At 43.0% G+C, this 15,940-nt stretch carries 20 protein-coding genes; 7 read left to right on the top strand and 13 right to left on the bottom strand.

The window, feature by feature from the left end; all coding sequences use genetic code 11:
* The first annotated feature begins 23 nt into the window (after positions 1 to 23).
* Together V5804_RS06280 and V5804_RS06275 are read left to right on the top strand one after the other, a co-directional pair.
* On the top strand, positions 24 to 629 hold the full coding sequence (locus tag V5804_RS06280; RefSeq protein ID WP_369590525.1) for a DUF6580 family putative transport protein: 606 nt from the start codon (positions 24 to 26) through the stop codon (positions 627 to 629).
* 347 nt (positions 630 to 976) lie between these two features.
* Positions 977 to 1,672 carry an NAD-dependent deacetylase gene (locus tag V5804_RS06275; protein ID WP_369590524.1) on the top strand — a complete coding sequence of 232 codons (696 nt, stop codon included), beginning with the start codon at positions 977 to 979 and terminating at the stop codon, positions 1,670 to 1,672.
* Positions 1,673 to 1,931: 259 nt separating this feature from the next.
* Here V5804_RS06275 and V5804_RS06270 read toward each other — a convergent pair whose 3' ends face one another.
* On the bottom strand, positions 1,932 to 2,816 hold the full coding sequence (locus V5804_RS06270) for a DMT family transporter (RefSeq protein WP_369590523.1): 885 nt from the start codon (positions 2,814 to 2,816) through the stop codon (positions 1,932 to 1,934).
* Positions 2,817 to 2,990: 174 nt separating this feature from the next.
* On the opposite strand from V5804_RS06270, the gene V5804_RS06265 reads away from it, so the two are divergent.
* From V5804_RS06265 to V5804_RS06255, 3 genes are all read left to right on the top strand, one after another.
* Positions 2,991 to 3,428, top strand: a complete 438-nt coding sequence (locus tag V5804_RS06265; protein WP_369590522.1) for an antitoxin Xre-like helix-turn-helix domain-containing protein — start codon at positions 2,991 to 2,993, stop codon at positions 3,426 to 3,428.
* A gap of 21 nt (positions 3,429 to 3,449) precedes the next feature.
* Positions 3,450 to 3,905 carry an RES family NAD+ phosphorylase gene (locus tag V5804_RS06260; RefSeq protein WP_369590521.1) on the top strand — a complete coding sequence of 152 codons (456 nt, stop codon included), beginning with the start codon at positions 3,450 to 3,452 and terminating at the stop codon, positions 3,903 to 3,905.
* 264 nt (positions 3,906 to 4,169) lie between these two features.
* Entirely contained in the window at positions 4,170 to 5,798 is a 1,629-nt protein-coding gene (locus tag V5804_RS06255) for an ABC-F family ATP-binding cassette domain-containing protein (protein ID WP_369590520.1), read from the top strand.
* A 119-nt stretch (positions 5,799 to 5,917) separates the two neighbouring features.
* On the opposite strand, the gene V5804_RS06250 is transcribed toward V5804_RS06255, so the two are convergent.
* From V5804_RS06250 to glmM, 3 genes are all read right to left on the bottom strand, one after another.
* Positions 5,918 to 6,316 (bottom strand): hypothetical protein, encoded by a 399-nt coding sequence (locus tag V5804_RS06250; protein WP_369590519.1) that lies wholly within the window; start codon positions 6,314 to 6,316, stop codon positions 5,918 to 5,920.
* 128 nt (positions 6,317 to 6,444) lie between these two features.
* A complete protein-coding gene (locus tag V5804_RS06245) occupies positions 6,445 to 7,587 on the bottom strand; it encodes a cysteine desulfurase family protein (RefSeq protein WP_369590518.1) in 1,143 nt (380 codons plus the stop codon).
* 33 nt (positions 7,588 to 7,620) lie between these two features.
* Complete coding sequence (gene glmM, locus V5804_RS06240; RefSeq protein ID WP_369590517.1) at positions 7,621 to 9,012, bottom strand: phosphoglucosamine mutase; 1,392 nt, start codon at positions 9,010 to 9,012, stop codon at positions 7,621 to 7,623.
* A gap of 122 nt (positions 9,013 to 9,134) precedes the next feature.
* Here glmM and V5804_RS06235 point away from each other — a divergent pair, with 122 nt between their 5' ends.
* Both V5804_RS06235 and V5804_RS06230 read left to right on the top strand, forming a co-directional pair.
* The gene (locus V5804_RS06235) at positions 9,135 to 9,734 is read left to right on the top strand and encodes a phosphatase PAP2 family protein (protein ID WP_369590516.1); all 600 of its coding nucleotides are present in this window, start codon (positions 9,135 to 9,137) and stop codon (positions 9,732 to 9,734) included.
* Positions 9,731 to 10,462, top strand: a complete 732-nt coding sequence (locus V5804_RS06230; protein WP_369590515.1) for a ZIP family metal transporter — start codon at positions 9,731 to 9,733, stop codon at positions 10,460 to 10,462. Before V5804_RS06235 ends, V5804_RS06230 begins: the two co-directional genes overlap by 4 nt.
* Positions 10,463 to 10,468: 6 nt before the next feature.
* On the opposite strand, the gene V5804_RS06225 is transcribed toward V5804_RS06230, so the two are convergent.
* From V5804_RS06225 to V5804_RS06185, 9 genes are all read right to left on the bottom strand, one after another.
* Entirely contained in the window at positions 10,469 to 10,918 is a 450-nt protein-coding gene (locus V5804_RS06225; RefSeq protein ID WP_369590514.1) for a MarR family winged helix-turn-helix transcriptional regulator, read from the bottom strand.
* Between the two features lie 24 nt (positions 10,919 to 10,942).
* The gene (locus tag V5804_RS06220; protein ID WP_369590513.1) at positions 10,943 to 11,110 is read right to left on the bottom strand and encodes a DUF5522 domain-containing protein; all 168 of its coding nucleotides are present in this window, start codon (positions 11,108 to 11,110) and stop codon (positions 10,943 to 10,945) included.
* Entirely contained in the window at positions 11,110 to 12,048 is a 939-nt protein-coding gene (locus V5804_RS06215) for an exonuclease (protein WP_369590512.1), read from the bottom strand. Before V5804_RS06215 ends, V5804_RS06220 begins: the two co-directional genes overlap by 1 nt.
* Entirely contained in the window at positions 12,048 to 12,644 is a 597-nt protein-coding gene (gene coaE / locus V5804_RS06210) for a dephospho-CoA kinase (protein WP_369590511.1), read from the bottom strand. The genes V5804_RS06215 and coaE overlap by 1 nt, the downstream gene beginning before the upstream one ends.
* On the bottom strand, positions 12,644 to 13,591 hold the full coding sequence (locus V5804_RS06205) for a YbbR-like domain-containing protein (RefSeq protein WP_369590510.1): 948 nt from the start codon (positions 13,589 to 13,591) through the stop codon (positions 12,644 to 12,646). The genes coaE and V5804_RS06205 overlap by 1 nt, the downstream gene beginning before the upstream one ends.
* A gap of 200 nt (positions 13,592 to 13,791) precedes the next feature.
* Positions 13,792 to 14,118 (bottom strand): preprotein translocase subunit YajC, encoded by a 327-nt coding sequence (yajC, locus tag V5804_RS06200; RefSeq protein WP_369590509.1) that lies wholly within the window; start codon positions 14,116 to 14,118, stop codon positions 13,792 to 13,794.
* Positions 14,119 to 14,142: 24 nt separating this feature from the next.
* A complete protein-coding gene (locus tag V5804_RS06195) occupies positions 14,143 to 14,574 on the bottom strand; it encodes a DUF1573 domain-containing protein (RefSeq protein ID WP_369590550.1) in 432 nt (143 codons plus the stop codon).
* A 6-nt stretch (positions 14,575 to 14,580) separates the two neighbouring features.
* On the bottom strand, positions 14,581 to 15,528 hold the full coding sequence (gene nusB, locus V5804_RS06190) for a transcription antitermination factor NusB (protein WP_369590508.1): 948 nt from the start codon (positions 15,526 to 15,528) through the stop codon (positions 14,581 to 14,583).
* 213 nt (positions 15,529 to 15,741) lie between these two features.
* Positions 15,742 to 15,927, bottom strand: a complete 186-nt coding sequence (locus V5804_RS06185) for a hypothetical protein (RefSeq protein WP_369590507.1) — start codon at positions 15,925 to 15,927, stop codon at positions 15,742 to 15,744.
* Between the last annotated feature and the right edge of the window lie 13 nt (positions 15,928 to 15,940).

Here is a 15,940-nt window from a genome sequence, read left to right as displayed (position 1 = left end):
GCACGATAAAAGAAGCATTTACCATGTCTTTAGAAAAAATTAATATCCGCAACAGTGTTCTTGTTTTGATGATCTTGCTGGCTGCTGCGGCACGCTTTATCCATTTGGACAACCAAAACTTTTGGGCCAATTTTACGCCGGTTGGCGCGGTTTCTTTGTTTGGCGGCGCTTATTTTACCGATAAAAAGAAAGCTTACCTGGTGCCTTTGCTCACGTTGTTTTTGAGCGATTTGCTGATCAACTATTTGTATTTCCATCATTTTGCGTGGTTTTATGTCGGCTCGGTTTGGATTTATGTGAGCTTTGCTTTGATGGTTTACATTGGCACTTTGATCCCAAAAATCAATGTGGCAAACGTAGCTTTAGCTTCGCTGGCTTCGGTTTTGGTGCATTGGCTGCTGACGGATATTGACCCCTGGCTGTACGGGACTTTGTATGATAAAAGCTTTGTTGGTTATTTCCAGTCGCTGTTTGCCGCCATTCCGTTTGAGCGGAGTTTGCTGTTGGGCAACTTTGTTTATGGCTTTATTTTGTTTGGTGGGTTTGAATTGGCGAAGCGGAAGTTTCCGGTGTTGAATACAAACGCGTTGCGTAGAGACGTTGCATGCAACGTCTCTACAATTAATTAATGCAACGTCTATGTGAAATAGAAAGGTAGGCGCTTTGCCGCGTGAGGGATAGCACCCCGATGAAAATCGGGGCAGGGCTTGCAGCGGATAGCCCGACCCGCAGGGGCACACCCAAAATGAAGAAGTCGGGAAGTTAGAAAGACCGGAAGTCCGAAAGTTGGAAGACAGAAAGTTCGAAAGACAACGCAAGCTGAAAGACAGAAACTTAGAATACTAAAAAAGAAAAGTTTTAAAATAAATAGCCGGAGTGTTTTGAAAAAGAGGGAAAAGTTGTAGAATTTAAGGTTCTTACTTTCGGACTTCCCGACTTTTTCTGACTTTCGGACTTCTCAAATACTTCTTTTACCATGCAAAAATTAGTGGTTTTAACAGGTGCAGGCATCAGTGCCGAAAGCGGTTTGAAAACGTTCAGGGACAGCGATGGGCTTTGGGAAGGTTACAACATTGAGGATGTGGCCACGCCGGAAGCCTGGCGTAAAAACCCGGAACTGGTGCAGCAATTTTACAACGAACGCCGAAAAAATGTGTTGGACGCGCAACCAAACGCCGCCCATTTTGCTTTGGCTGCGCTGGAAAAAGATTTCGACGTAACGGTTATTACGCAAAATATTGACGATCTGCACGAGCGGGCGGGTTCTACCAACGTGGTGCATTTGCATGGCGTGATCACGCGTTCGCAATCGAGCAAAAACCCGAATTTAACTTATCCGATCCAAGGCTGGGAAATAAAAATGGGCGAAGTTTGCGAGCTGGGTTCGCAGTTGCGGGCGCATGTGGTTTGGTTTGGCGAAGCGGTGCCGATGATTGAAAAAGCGGCGATGATTTGTACGGAAGCGGATTTTTTTATGCTGGTTGGCACTTCGCTGGCGGTTTATCCGGCGGCGGGTTTGCTGGATTATGTGCCGGACGAAACGCCGAAATATATTGTTGACCCGAAGATCCCTTCAATTTCTTCGGTTAAAAATTTGATTAAAGTGGAAGAAAAAGCGACGGTTGGCGTGGCCAAAGTTGCGGAGATGTTGAAGGGAAAATTGAAGTTTTAATTCACCAATTTTATGCAGGTAAAAGAAGCATCGTTATTCTACCGTTGAAGTTTTAATTCACCAAATTTATGCCGGTAAAAGAAGCATCGTCATTCTAACGTTTGATGTTTTGATCGGCCAATTTTATGCCGGTAAAAGAAGTATAGTCATTCTAACGTTTGAAGTTTTAATCCGCCAATTTTATGCCGGTAAAAGAAGCATTGTTATTCCACCGTTTGAAGCCTAATTCACCAATTTTATGCCGGTAAAAGAAGTATAGTCATTCTACCGTTTGCACGGCAACTGCAACTTTTTTTCTCCGCGAATACAGCAAACCGCTTACCTCCAGCAAACTTCCGGCAACGCCGTAAACCGTTATTTTTTCGTGGAGGACAATAACGGCCATCAAATAACCCAAAGCGGGCGTTAAAAAAAGCCATAGTCCAGCCTTTACCGAATCTTTTTGTACTAATTGCAGCCACATCGCGTAAGCAATAATAGAAACCGGAACGATTAACCACGTGATGCCGAGGAAGAAACGCAGGTCAGGGATTAAAAAGTTGTTTGAGCCATTCCATAAAACCACCGGTAAAAACAGCAGGCCGCCGATGGTAATTTGCCAGGTGTTCACTTCCATCTTTTTTAGAGTGAGACCAGAATTGGCGTAATAAATACTGCCGGTAGAAAGCGCTGCGATACCGGCAACCAGTGCCAAAATACCTTGCAAAGTAGCATGGCTGTGGTACAAGTTCGGCACAGCAGCCAATACCAAACCCGAAACGGCAAGTACAATCCCCGTGATTTCAAAAGGCGTTAATTTGCGTTTGTAAATGATTGCCGAAAAAAGGATCAGCAATAAAGGGTTTACGGCCGTTATCAAACTGATCAATCCGGCAGAAACGTATTTGATGGCGATTAAATAACCTGACATATAAACGGTTACATTTAAAATCCCCAAAATAAACAGCTTTTTAAATTCGGCTTTGGTAGGGAAACGGCTTGTTTTGTTTTTAATGAGGTAAGTATAACTCAGCAACAGCACGCTTACCGTAATAAACCGGATGAACGTGAGCAAAAACAAATCGCAGGAATGAAAGGCAAATTTGGTGGCCACTGTTGCAGAAGCCCAAAGCAGCGCAAATAATAAACCTTCGGCAATTTCCATTTTTTGTAATGATAGAATTTTGCAAAGATAGGATTTAGGGCGATGCTCAACCTTTAATCATAAAACCTAATTTTTAGCCGATAAAAGAAGCATAACTACTTCGATTAAAATTAGATTTTATTGATCAACATTTCGTTTTTTTAATATCGGTCATTTTGTTAAATTTGATGAAGTATGGAAACGGATAACTTGCCTTATTATAATTTGTTGCATGCAATTGATTTGGAAAAACAAGCAATTACAAATGACGTAGAGATATTCAGGCACGCTAAACAAGGCGTTGACTTAACTGTTTTTTACTCGTTTGCGGCAGCTATTAAAATCCCTAATAAACTACTTGCAAACCTGCTGCACGTTTCATCCAGAACAATGAGCAATAACCAGCAGGTTAAAAAGAGGCTTGAGCCTGTACAGGGAGAACATTTGCTAAAATTAATTGCCTTGTATAACAAAGGAATTGAGCTTTTTGGTACAGTTGATGAATTTAACTACTGGCTAAACAAGCCTTTTTGGAATACGGAAGAAAAGCCGGTAGACTGGCTGATTACGCCCGGAGGAGTAGATTTAGTTGCACAAGAACTTGACCGCTCAGGGTACGGTTACCCGGTTTAGCTTGTGCTGTCTTTTCGGCTATTGCACAAAAAATACGGAGATCCGTTGTATGCCCCTGGCATTGAAGGCAGGTGGAACAGCGCGGGCAAGAAAGTTTTGTACGGCAGTGATTCCATTCCGTTAGCTTTTATGGAAAGCATGATCAGAAGGCAGGGCGTAGGTTTTAATAATGATTTTAAAATTGCCCATATTGAAATACCGGATTACCTTGCTGTTAAAAAGCTTGAGGACAAAGAATTGGGATCAGGCTGGAACAAGCCAAACGATTACTCAAAAACCCAACCTTTAGCAAATAAATGGTACGATAATTTAGAAACCCTGGTATTAATTGTGCCTTCCGCCGTGTTAAGTACTTGCAACAATTATGTAATCAACGCCATCCATCCTGATTTTGATAAAATTAAACTGATTGCACTTACCCCGTTAATTCCGGATCCGCGAATTGAAGAAATTTTAAAAGGTAAAATCATATCATAAACCAACTTTTTACCGGTAAAAGAAGCATTGGTAAAAACAGCAGGGAAATCCTTTTAAAATAACCTCATGCTAAATTTTGTCTAAAGCCGTTTTTGCCCCTTTCTACCATCCCGTTGACGGGACGGTAGAAAGGGGCAGGGCAAGCCAAGGCATCAGCCAAAGAAATTTGCCCCCAATTTTTAAAAGCAATTTCCCTGGTAAAACGATGTTTCCCATTTATTTTCCTGTTGATAACGCGTATCTTTGCAGCAAAATTAGTACAATATGATTACGGTATCCAACCTCTCCTTACGTTACGGCAAACGCACGCTTTTTGAAGATGTGAACCTCAAGTTTACGCAGGGCAATTGCTACGGTATTATCGGTGCAAACGGTGCAGGAAAATCCACGTTTTTAAAAATACTTTCGGGCGAAATTGACCCAACCAGCGGAACGTATAGTTTTACGCCGGGCGAACGGATGGCCGTCCTCAAACAAAACCACTACGAGTTTGACGAGTTTCCGGTGATCGAAACCGTTTTGATGGGCCACCAGGAAATGTACAAAGTGATGAAGGAAAAAGACGCCATTTACATGAAGGAGGATTTTACCGACAAAGATGGCGAGCGCGCCGGCGAACTGGAAAACCTCTTTGCCGAAATGAACGGCTGGAACGCCGAAAGCAACGCCGCAACCTTGCTGAGCAATCTGGGCATCAAAGAAGATTTGCATTTTAAACAGCTAAAAGAACTGGACGGAAACCAGAAAGTGCGTGTTTTATTGGCGCAGGCACTGTTTGGCAACCCTGATATTTTATTATTGGATGAGCCAACCAATGATTTGGACATCAACACGATTGCCTGGCTGGAAGATTTTTTGGCCAGCTATGAAGCGATTGTTTTGGTGGTTTCGCACGACAGGCACTTTTTGGATACGGTTTGTACGCACATTGTGGATATTGATTTTGCCAAAATGTCCATTTACACCGGCAATTATTCGTTTTGGTACGAATCCAGCCAGTTGGCTTTGAAACAACGATCAGACCAAAACAAGAAAACGGAAGACCGCGTGAAGGAACTACAGGAATTTATCCGCCGTTTCAGCGCCAATGCTTCCAAATCCAAACAGGCAACCAGCCGTAAAAAAGCGTTGGACAAGATCAATATTGATGAGATTAAAGCTTCCAACCGAAAATATCCGGCTATTTTGTTCAATAATTTAGGACGGGAAGCGGGTGATCAAATTTTGCAAATCGAAAACTTAGGCAAAGTATCCAACGGCGAAGTGCTTTTCTCGAACGTTAATTTAATGGTTGGCAAAGGCGATAAAATTGCCGTGCTTTCGCAAAACAGTCTGGCCACTTCTGCTTTTTACGATATTTTAACCGGCCGTGATGCGGATTATACCGGGACTTTTAAATGGGGCGTTACCATCAAAACGGCCGATATCCCGATTGATAACCAGGAATATTTTCAGGGCAAAAATGAAAATTTGATTGATTGGCTGCGTGAATATTCGGAAGGCGAAAAAGACGACCAATTTATCCGCGGGTTTTTAGGCCGGATGCTGTTTTCGGGAGAAGAAGTGCTGAAAAAATCAACCGTACTTTCCGGGGGCGAAAAAATGCGCTGTATGTTTTCGCGAATGATGTTGCAGGCAGCCAACGTTTTACTGTTTGACGAGCCAACCAATCACTTAGATTTGGAATCCATTACCGCTTTAAACAACGGCATGAAAGATTTCCGCGGAACGATTTTGTTTACTTCCCGTGACCATGAACTTACCCAAACCGTTGCCACACGGATTGTAGAATTAACACCGGGCGGCAGTATTGATAAACTGATGGGTTACGATGAATTTATCAACAGCGAGACCGTAAAAAAACAACAGGAAGAATTGTATGCGATGGCATAGTTTCCGTTGATAAGATAGAAGTTTTTCTGATGGGATGCTGAAAAAAGTTCAGCATGACAAAAACCTTTCACATAAAAAAAGGGATGCTAAAAACAGCATCCCTTTTTTTATTTTAAATTTTAAAGCCCGGAGCCAGGCTCGTGGTCAGTCATACGGCCTGTTGTGCGACCTTGCGGACGGTCAGCAAATGAACGACCGTTGTTCAGGCCGGAAGTTGTGCTGCCACCCAGGTTATCATCGTCTTCATCCAAATCTTTATTAATCACACCAGAGTCGTCGTCATCGTCTATCCTATCCAATTCATCCGCATCCGGAAACGTATCATCGTCGTCATCTATCAAATCATCGTCATCATCGTTAGGATCAGGAAGCGTTGAATCCAGGTCATCGTCGTCGTCATCATCTATAGCAGCATTCCGTGGCGAAGCATTAAAAATAGAATTCAAGGTTTGTTCTGCAAAACTTTGGCCTTTCGGGCTTAAATAATCAACCTGATCATTTAAGGTATTTGCGTTCATCGTTGTCATAAGTTTGAAGTTTAACGTTAGTTTTTGTTCTGATACTCATAGCAAATAAAATAGCTCATTGTTTGCACAAATCTGGAATTTTTGCCGGTAAAAACAGTATCTAAAAACCAGTTCAAATATTATGCCTGCACCTGGTTCAAACAAATTTCTTTCAATTTAGAAACCGTGTAATCCACTTCCTCGCGCGTATTGTATTTGGAAAAAGAAAAACGGATGGCAGGCCGCGCCGGGTTTGCACCAATACCGGTTAGTACATGCGAGCCAATATCCGTGCCCGAACTGCAGGCACTGCCGCCCGAAGCAGCAATACCGGCAATATCCAGGCTGAACAAAAGCATTTCGGCCATTTCCATTTCGGGGAAAGAAACATTTAAAACCGTGTATAAACTTTTTTCGGGATCGGTCTCGCCGTTAAATTGGATGCCGGGGATCGAATCCTGCAATTGCTCCATCATGTACGTTTTTAAACCCAGAACGTGGTTTTTGTGCGCTTCCATTTCCTCGTAAGCAATTTGCAAAGCTTTGGCCAAACCGGCAATTCCATACACGTTTTCAGTGCCGCCGCGCATGTTTCGTTCCTGCGAACCGCCATAAATCAAAGGTTTTATTTTGATGCGATGGCTGATGTATAAAAAGCCAACGCCTTTTGGCCCGTGCAATTTATGTGCCGCGCCAACCAGAAAATGGGCTTTCAATTTGGTTACATCGTGCGGAAAATGCCCCATCGTTTGCACCGTATCGGTATGGAAAACAGCGTTGTATTGTTCGCAAAGCAAGCCCACTTTTTCAATGTCGGTCAACGTGGCAATTTCGTTGTTGGCATGCATCAGCGATACCAAACTGCGCTCGTTTTGCTGCAACAATTCTTCCAAATGGTTTAAGTTGATATTGCCGCGCGCATCCACTTCTACAAAACTCAATTTGATGGCCCCGGCTTTTTCCAAAGCTTTTAACGTATGCAAAACGGCGTGGTGTTCCAGTTCGCTGGTGATGGCGTGTTTCAACCCCAAATCTGCAACGGCACAACGGATGGCCATGTTATCGGCTTCGGTTCCGCCGGAGGTAAAAAAGATTTCGGAAGGGGAAGCGTTGAGCAATTTTGCAATCGTCCGGCGTGCTTTTTCCACCACCGTTCTGGCTTCACGGCCAAAAGCGTGAATGGACGACGGGTTGCCGTAACAGCTTTCCATCACCTGGCAAACTTCTTTTAAAACTTCCGGGTCAATTGGCGTTGTGGCAGCATTATCTAAATAAACTCTCATAATCTTTAATAAAATATAGTGGTAAAAGAAGCATCAAGCTTGCTCCTGCAATACTTCTTTTATATCAGCAATTATTTTGTTGGCCAGGCTGTTGGCTATTTGTTCCGAGTTTCCTTCCGAATAAATGCGGATGATCGGTTCTGTATTCGAACGGCGCAAATGTACCCATTCTGTGCCGAACTCAATCTTCAAACCATCAATTACTGAATGTGGCTGTTTCTGGTATTTCTGCCGGATGGTATCCAGCAAGGCATCAATATCCATTTCGGGCGTTAGCGTAATTTTATTTTTGGAAATGTGATAGCTGGGATACGTGCTGCGTAACACCGAAACCGAACGGCCAAACTTAGCCAAATGCGTTAAAAACAGCGCGATGCCAACCAGCGCATCACGGCCGTAATGCAGTTCTGGGAAGATCACGCCGCCGTTGCCTTCGCCACCAATTACGGCGTTTACCGCTTTCATTTCGTTTACCACGTTCACCTCTCCCACGGCTGCGGCAAAATACTGGCCGCCCGCTTTTTCGGTTACATCGCGCAAAGCCCGTGTGGAAGAAAGATTGGAAACCGTGTTGCCTTTTTGGTTTTTCAGCACATAATCTGCCACGGCAACCAGCGTGTATTCTTCGCCAAAAACGTTTCCGTCTTCGCATACAAAACACAAGCGGTCAACATCCGGGTCAACGGCAATGCCCAAATCTGCATTTTTAGAAAGGACAGTTCTGGCTAAAGCCGTTAAATTTTCGGGAAGCGGTTCCGGGTTGTGTGCGAAATTACCGTCAGGTTCGCAAAACAGTTCATGGATGATTTCGACACCCAAAGCACGCAGCAAAGCCGGCACGAAAATGCCGCCGGTAGAATTTACGGCATCAACCACAATTTTAAAATTAGCGTTGCGGATGACTTCCACATCAACCAAAGGCAAAGCTAAAATCAAGTCAATGTGTTTTTGGAGATAAGAATCATCCGCAGAAACTTTTCCCATCTGGTTTACTTCCGCATAAATCATTTCGCCGCTTTCGGCCAGTTCCAATACTTCTGCTCCGTCGCTATCGCTGATAAACTCGCCGTTGTGGTTCAACAGTTTCAGCGCGTTCCATTGTTTCGGGTTGTGGCTTGCTGTGATGATGATGCCGCCGCCAGCTTTTTCCAACGGAACTGCAATTTCGACAGTTGGCGTGGTAGAAAGGCCGAGGTCAACCACATCAATGCCCAAACCTTGCAGCGTTCCGGTAACCAAATTCAAAACCATTTGCCCGGAAATCCGTGCATCGCGGCCGACCACTACTCTTTTTATGCCTGTTTTTTTGATGAGCCAGGTGCCAAAAGCGGCCGTAAATTTTACAATATCTGCCGGCGTTAAGGCATTTCCGGCCTTTCCGCCGATGGTGCCACGGATGCCGGAAATTGATTTTATCAGTGTCAAATGTCTTCGTTTTAAACCTCAAAAATACGAATAAAAGCAGTATCGCGCTTATACAAACCCATGTTGTTTGCCCTGCTTTAACTATATTCGCAGCTTTTAGCAAAGCACAAACTGGTTTTTGTTTGATAAACCTCATTTCCCCCGAACGCCTGACGATGCCCGATTTTTTGACGCAGTTTGACCAGCACTGGTTCCACCTCATCAACCACGATTGGAGCAACCCGTTTTTCGATTGGATGATGCCTGCGATTCGTAACCCAAAAACCTGGATCCCGCTTTACCTTTTCATCCTGATTTTCAGCATCTACCGTTACGGTAAAATGGCCGTTTTAATTATTGTGCTGCTTTTGGCAAGCGTAGGTACGGCCGATGTGGTTTGTGTGCGCGTGATAAAAGCATACGTAAAAAGAGTACGGCCTTGCAACGACTGGCAGTTTGAGCCAACGGTTGTAAACCGCGTGCCTTGCGGAACGGGTTTAAGTTTTCCATCGGCACATGCCAGTGATCATTTTGCCATTGCACTGTTTTTATGCCTTGCTTTTCAGCGCAACTGGAAATGGATCTGGCCTTTTGCCCTGATTTGGGCGGCTTTGATTTGCTATGCACAAGTATATGTTGGCGTGCATTATCCGGTTGATGTTTTGACCGGAGCCGCTTTTGGCGCAATGGTTGGCGGCTTGTTTGGCTTGATTTATAACCGCCTTTACCTTAAATATTCATGAATTTCTGGGTTGTTTTGATACTTTTTTTAAGCGCTTTTTTGGGTGGCGCCAGCATTTTCTTTTTCAGGAAAGACATGGGCAAAAACCTCAAGCTGATCCTTTCTTTCAGCGGCGCTTATTTGTTTGCGATTACCGTTTTGCACTTGATCCCGGATGCTTACCAAAGCCACGACCCTTACGTTGGCATTTTTATCATGGCCGGTTTTTTGTTCCAATTGATTTTGGAACTTTTTTCAAATGGCGTAGAACATGGGCATATCCATCATCAGCACCAACAAGGTCAACATCAGCAGGAAGCTGCGTTTCCGGCAGGCATCATGGTCAGTTTGTGTTTACACGCTTTTTTGGAAGGGATGCCGTTGGCGCAGGGCCATCAGCACGAACTGGTTTTTGGTATCGCCCTGCACCACATTCCGGCAGCTTTTGCTTTGGGAAGCGTACTGCTCCAAAATCATCTGCCTAAAAGAAGCATACTGTTTTTACTGGTTGTTTTTGCGCTGATGACACCGGGCGGTTATTTCATCAGTTATTTATTAAGCACCACCAATACGGCGGGTCTGCAACATTATTTTGCCCGGATCATGGGCATCGTAATTGGTATTTTCCTGCATATTTCCACTACCATTTTGTTTGAATCCAGTTCCGACCATAAATTTAATTTGCGGAAAATGGTTGCCATATTAATCGGTTCCGGTATTGCTTTAATTGCTTTTTTTGCAAATGCCTGAAAGCTTTTATCCGCGCAATTTATCCAGCAAATCGGATAAAACCCCGGCTTCTTCTTCAGAAATATTCTGCCTTAAAATATCGCCAATCTTCATTTCCTTGTCAATAATGGAAAGTACTTTCAAGCCTTCTTCGCTGATGTAAATATCCACAGCGCGGCGGTCTTTAGAGTTAGTGCAACGCGATACCAGTTCTTTTTGTACCAAACGGTCCACCATCCGCGAAGCATCGCACATTTTATCCACCATGCGCTCCTTCAATAAATTGACGGTCGAAGGGTTTGGAAGCTGGCCGCGTAAAATCCGCAAAATGTTGAATTGCTGCTGCGTAATGTTATGTTTTTCCAACCGGTTGCGCAAAATATTGCTGATCCAATTATAAGTATAAGAAACGTTGATGACCGCTTTGTGATAATTATCCTCAAAATTTTTGCTGTGTATTTCCTTCTCCAATTCCATAATTACTAAACTAACGCTGTAAATTTATAATAATTTATGGGCTGATGATTTTTTTTGTTTTTCACCGGTATAGTTCCAGGGGCAATGGCGGCATTTATTTTTACAGCAGTAATTCCGCTTCAAATGAAATTGGGCGGTAAAAACAGTATTGCCATTTTCATCCAGGTAGAAATCCCCTTTCGCTAATTCCATCAATTTAAAATTTTTACGCGGATTTTATCAGCAAAATATTGTTTCAGGTGATTGCCGTTTCCGTGCAAAGTCCAAATTTGTTGAGGCTGGACTTTTTGGATCAGCAATAAAATATCTTCCCAGTCGGCATGATCTGAAATGTACAGCGAATCCTGCTCGTTGGTTTGCAAATTCTTCCAGCCGGAAGCAAAAATGCGACGTAAATTAATGGCTTTACTGTAACTATGAAACGTGAACGGCGGAACCATATAAATAAAATTGTTTTGGGTTTTGATGGATTTGCGGTCGTACAATTTGTAGCGGCCGCTTAAAAAACCAAACCTTTCGTAAATGCGGTTAATAGGTTCGATTTGCCGATGAACCAAAATTTCTTTCTCCGGACAAAACTGGTTAATCAGCTCAATCAAACGCTGGCTTTTGCCCAAAGCGTAAGCGCCCAGCAAAATATTGGAAGGGATTTGGCTGAGTTTTTCAATCTCCGAAACCTGGTCGGGATGTTTAATCTGCGGGTTGGCAAACGTGGTTTCCGTGATCAACACATCGGCTTTTGTAAATTTCAGCATTTCGCAAGTTGCATCGGGCTGCAGTTTAAAATCGCCGGTGTACAAATATTTCACGCCTTCAAACTCCATCAAAACCTGCGCAGAACCCAACATGTGGCCAGCAGGAATTAGCGTAACCAATACTTCTTTTATCGGTACTTTTTCATGATAAGCCAAAGTTAGTTTTTGCCTGCCCGCGTTTTTGCCGTAACGCAAATCCATAAAAGCAAATGTGGCAGCTGTTGCAAAAACTTGCTGATGTCCGCCAATGGCATGGTCGGCGTGGGCATGGGAAATAACGGCAGTTTGCACGGGTTTAATTGGATCGAGATAGAAATCGCCTGCGGCACAGTACAAACCGTTGGCGTTTAGCTCCAAAAAATATTCTGAAATCATTATTTTTTAGCAATTTGCAGCAGTTGCCGGTGGATTTCCAAAACCTGCGGAATCACCATCGTTTGTGGCTCATTGTAAATTACAAAATCAGCTTTAGCCATTTTTTCCTGCTGCGGCATTTGCTTTTCTTCGCGGCGCAAAATTTCGGCTTCGGTTAAATTATCGCGCTGCATCACGCGTTTTAGCCGGACATCCAGCGCAGCGGCAACCACAATGGTTTTGTCGCATTGCTTGTCCGATCCGCTTTCAAACAAAATCGCTGCTTCTTTTAGCACATAATTTTTAGTGCTGAAAGGAATCGCCCACTCATCAAAAGCACGAAAAACGGCCGGATGAACCAACGCGTTCAGCTTTTCCAGTTCGGCTTCGTTTTTAAAAACGATGTTGGATAGGTATTTCCGGTTCAGGCTGCAATCGGCAAAATAAGCTTCGGTGCCAAAAGTTTTTCGGATGGCTTCAACCAAAACCAAATCTTCGGTCATTACTTTTTTACCGTAAAAATCAGCATAAAAAACAGGCGCGCCAAACAGTTCAAAAAGTTGGCAAACGGTGGTTTTTCCGCTGCCGATGTTTCCGGTGATGCCTACTTTTAACATTATTTCCGAACGATAAAATTGATGCTAGCGGGCTGCATATTGACAATCTTACAAAAATCCGGCTGCTGTTTCAACTTTACAGATAACGTAGAACTTCCGTTTTTTTGCCAGTCGTCCAAGTTGGCAACGGCTTCAAAAAAATCGGTGTTGATAGCCGGATAATTGTTGAGCGAAACCGTAAAAGTAACCTTAACTTTTTTTGGAAAAAGCAGCACATTGCTGTAGCTTTTGTTGTTGATCAGTTTAACCGGAACCTCCAAAGTTTTCTCGGTAAACTCATCAACCGGGATATCAACATCCACTGTTTTTGGATAAATGCTGACGTTGTTTTCTTTTGGCGGCAACAGTTTTAACTTGGTATGAATGTTGGAAACAGCATGTTTAACTACCAAAGAATCTGTTTTCCAATGGTTTACAGTATCAACGTAAGCTGCCGGGCCGCTAATGGTTATATAATTGGGCTGGATGTTGATGTCATCAGAACGGGCATATTGCCTGTCGTATTGGATGTGGTAATTTAACACTACGGGCACACGTTTTACTTTTCGGGCGGCAAAATCAAAAAAAACGGTGTCGGGGCTGAAAGAAATAATTTGTTTGTTTTTTTCAGATTGCGCATTAATCTGCCGGAGCTGGTTGCTCAGCACGATATAATTTTGAATGTCCAGTTTTCGGACATCTACATCAACACTTTGGCTTTTGGAAGATAAATTGCTAAACAATTTTTGCCAGCCCGTGCCGCCAACCAGCGCATTAACGGTATCGGCCTGCAGCGCATAAAAAGCTTTGTGCAAAGGCTGGTTTTTGAAATTTAAAACCACTTTGACCGGGAAAATATAATTGTTGGACATTGTAACAAAAACCCAGGCCATCAAAGCCAGCAAAAAACAGGTGATGAAAGCGGAAATACGCCTGCGTTCTGTCCTGGATAATTTGATGATGGCCATACTTCTTTTACCCCTATAAATTATGTTTTGAACTTTGCTGTTATAGGACACACCCCTGACCCCTCTCGAGAGGGGAAGCAAAGTTTGCTACTTTTCTAACGTTTAGAAAGGTCGGCTTTAGGCTTCCCCTCTTGAGAGGGGTTAGGGGTGTGTCTTCTCATTTTTGTGCTATAAAAGAAGCATTTAAAGCAATGCTTAATTTAAGCTTTAGTAACAGCAGGCGTGTTCAACAACCTGGAAGCTTCCAAAGAAATGGCGCTTTTATCAAACCGGATTTTTACGTTGTTGTCTACCTCAATCAAAACGGTAACATCGCCTACTTCTATAATTTTGCCATGTATGCCTGCGCTGGTAACCACTTTGTCGCCTTTTTTCAATTCATCCACATATTTTTTCTGGTCTTTTTGTTTTTTAACCTGAGGCCGAATCATGAAAAAATAAAATACAACAATAATCAGCACCAATGGCAAAAACTGTCCCAAAGCACCCATGCCGCCCGGAAGTTGTAATAAAATAGTCGAAATCATATAAATTTATTTTTAAAAATTGAATTATTTTTTGGTTACTACTTCGCCCACCAAATGCACCAACGTTTGTGCAGGCGCAGTGTTGGCGGTAATGGTGATTTGTTTGTCAATCAAACCGGATTTTCCGGCACTGTTGAAAATCACTTTGATGGCTTCTTTTTGGCCGGGGTTGATCGGTTTTTTCGGCCAGCTTGGTATCGTGCAGCCGCAGCTTGCCACCGCATCGGTAATAATCAAAGGCGATTTGCCGGTGTTGGTAAAGCTGTAACTGTAGCTTACTTTGTCGCCATCTTTGATCTTTCCAAAATCGTAAATTTCTTTGTCAAATTTTAAAACCGCGCCGTTGCCAACCGCCGTTTTTTCTGTTGCTGCCGAAGTGTTTGCACTTTGTGTGCCATTGTTTTGATTGCAAGCCGTTAAAAAACCGGCAATTGCAAGCAGGATCAAGTTTTTCATCATCATTTAACCTATTAATCCGCGACCGGATTTTCTAATTTTATTTTGCTCTTTCAATTCGCTCAAAACTTTATCTAAGATACCGTTTATAAACGAATTACTTTTAGGCGTGCTAAACTCTTTGGAAATATCCAAATATTCGTTGATGGTAACTTTAACCGGAATGGTAGGAAAACCCAGGAATTCGCAAATGGCCATTTTCATCAGCAACGTGTCCATCAAAGCAATGCGGTCGGCTTCCCAGTTCTGGGTTTTATCACCAATCAATTGCTGGTATTCTTGGTCGTAACGGATGGTTTGCTGGAAAAGCGTAACCAAAAACTCGCGGTCTTCTACCCAATCCGCGCTCAGTTCGGCCAGTTTATTTTTGGCAAAGTCTTCGTTCGAGAAATTTTTAAACGTTTTGGCAATCATCGCCTGCAACGGGTCTTTATCAATGGGCCAGTTTAAAAACTTTTCTTCAAAAATTTGTTCGGCCGTTGGCGATTTCAAAATCAATTTCTTGAAAATAAAACGGATAATATCTTTATCAGCCTGAATCGAACCGTCGGTATTTTCTAAATAAGTTTGGTATTCCGGTGCTGCTTTTAAGACATAAAAAAGTGAGCGCGCCATTTCCGGGTCAAAGCTCCAGTCAACTTTATATTTTTTGATGGCGGCCAAATATTCCGGGTTTTTCAGCAGCGAAAGAATGAATTTGTTTTGAAGGATTTTGAGGTTCGGTGCCAGATCGGCTTCGGTTGGCAAATGCTTGGCGGCACTGTCTTCGGCATCCCGTTCGGCGTATTCAACCACTTCAACAATTAACGAAAGCATCCAGATGTACATCTCAAAAACCTGGTCTACACTTTGCAGCAGCAGTTTTTCGTGCGCGGTTATTTGTTTGTTTTCAGAATGATTGTAGGCGTATAATGCCTGTAAAACCTTTACCCTGAGTTGCCTTCTGTTTAACATATTTTGATAAGAACGAGCTGCGGAAATTGTAAATCCGCCCTGATATTTTTTATAAAGCCGATGCTTCTTTTACCGGTATAATTTTGGTGTCCAATTCTTTTCCCGATAAAAAATTCGCCGTTGCATCTTGCCGCAAAAGTAGGTTTTTTAAGCACGCTAAACAAATGTTTTCTGCTTCCGACTTTAAGTGCAAACAATTGCGCACACCAATTTTTACCTGGTAAAAACAGTATCGCCGTTACTATCTAGTAAAATCGCTTTTAAAATAACCTCATGGTAAATTTCGGCTAAAGCCGTTTTTTGCCCCTTTCTAACCGTCCCATAAATGGGACGGCAATGAATACCTGTAGCCTCCATAAACCGACCGGTACGTAATTCATTGCCGTTGGCTTCAGCCAACGGTTAAATAGGT

The organism is Mucilaginibacter sp., from assembly GCF_041088075.1.
Classification (GTDB): Bacteria; Bacteroidota; Bacteroidia; order Sphingobacteriales; family Sphingobacteriaceae; genus Mucilaginibacter_A.
Note: the sequence above shows the minus strand (reverse complement) of the source record. Positions and strands in the feature narration are given on the sequence as shown.

What these genes read in the sequence shown, in the direction of transcription:
- V5804_RS06280 (WP_369590525.1), top strand. Translation starts at nt 24, where the DNA reads ATGTCTTTAGAAAAAATTAATATCCGCAACAGTGTTCTTGTTTTGATG.
- V5804_RS06275 (WP_369590524.1), top strand. Translation starts at nt 977, where the DNA reads ATGCAAAAATTAGTGGTTTTAACAGGTGCAGGCATCAGTGCCGAAAGC.
- V5804_RS06270 (WP_369590523.1), bottom strand. Translation starts at nt 2,816, where the DNA reads ATGGAAATTGCCGAAGGTTTATTATTTGCGCTGCTTTGGGCTTCTGCA.
- V5804_RS06265 (WP_369590522.1), top strand. Translation starts at nt 2,991, where the DNA reads ATGGAAACGGATAACTTGCCTTATTATAATTTGTTGCATGCAATTGAT.
- V5804_RS06255 (WP_369590520.1), top strand. Translation starts at nt 4,170, where the DNA reads ATGATTACGGTATCCAACCTCTCCTTACGTTACGGCAAACGCACGCTT.
- V5804_RS06250 (WP_369590519.1), bottom strand. Translation starts at nt 6,316, where the DNA reads ATGAACGCAAATACCTTAAATGATCAGGTTGATTATTTAAGCCCGAAA.
- V5804_RS06245 (WP_369590518.1), bottom strand. Translation starts at nt 7,587, where the DNA reads ATGAGAGTTTATTTAGATAATGCTGCCACAACGCCAATTGACCCGGAA.
- V5804_RS06230 (WP_369590515.1), top strand. Translation starts at nt 9,731, where the DNA reads ATGAATTTCTGGGTTGTTTTGATACTTTTTTTAAGCGCTTTTTTGGGT.
- V5804_RS06225 (WP_369590514.1), bottom strand. Translation starts at nt 10,918, where the DNA reads ATGGAATTGGAGAAGGAAATACACAGCAAAAATTTTGAGGATAATTAT.
- V5804_RS06220 (WP_369590513.1), bottom strand. Translation starts at nt 11,110, where the DNA reads ATGGAATTAGCGAAAGGGGATTTCTACCTGGATGAAAATGGCAATACT.
- V5804_RS06215 (WP_369590512.1), bottom strand. Translation starts at nt 12,048, where the DNA reads ATGATTTCAGAATATTTTTTGGAGCTAAACGCCAACGGTTTGTACTGT.
- coaE (WP_369590511.1), bottom strand. Translation starts at nt 12,644, where the DNA reads ATGTTAAAAGTAGGCATCACCGGAAACATCGGCAGCGGAAAAACCACC.
- V5804_RS06205 (WP_369590510.1), bottom strand. Translation starts at nt 13,591, where the DNA reads ATGGCCATCATCAAATTATCCAGGACAGAACGCAGGCGTATTTCCGCT.
- yajC (WP_369590509.1), bottom strand. Translation starts at nt 14,118, where the DNA reads ATGATTTCGACTATTTTATTACAACTTCCGGGCGGCATGGGTGCTTTG.
- V5804_RS06195 (WP_369590550.1), bottom strand. Translation starts at nt 14,574, where the DNA reads ATGAAAAACTTGATCCTGCTTGCAATTGCCGGTTTTTTAACGGCTTGC.
- nusB (WP_369590508.1), bottom strand. Translation starts at nt 15,528, where the DNA reads ATGTTAAACAGAAGGCAACTCAGGGTAAAGGTTTTACAGGCATTATAC.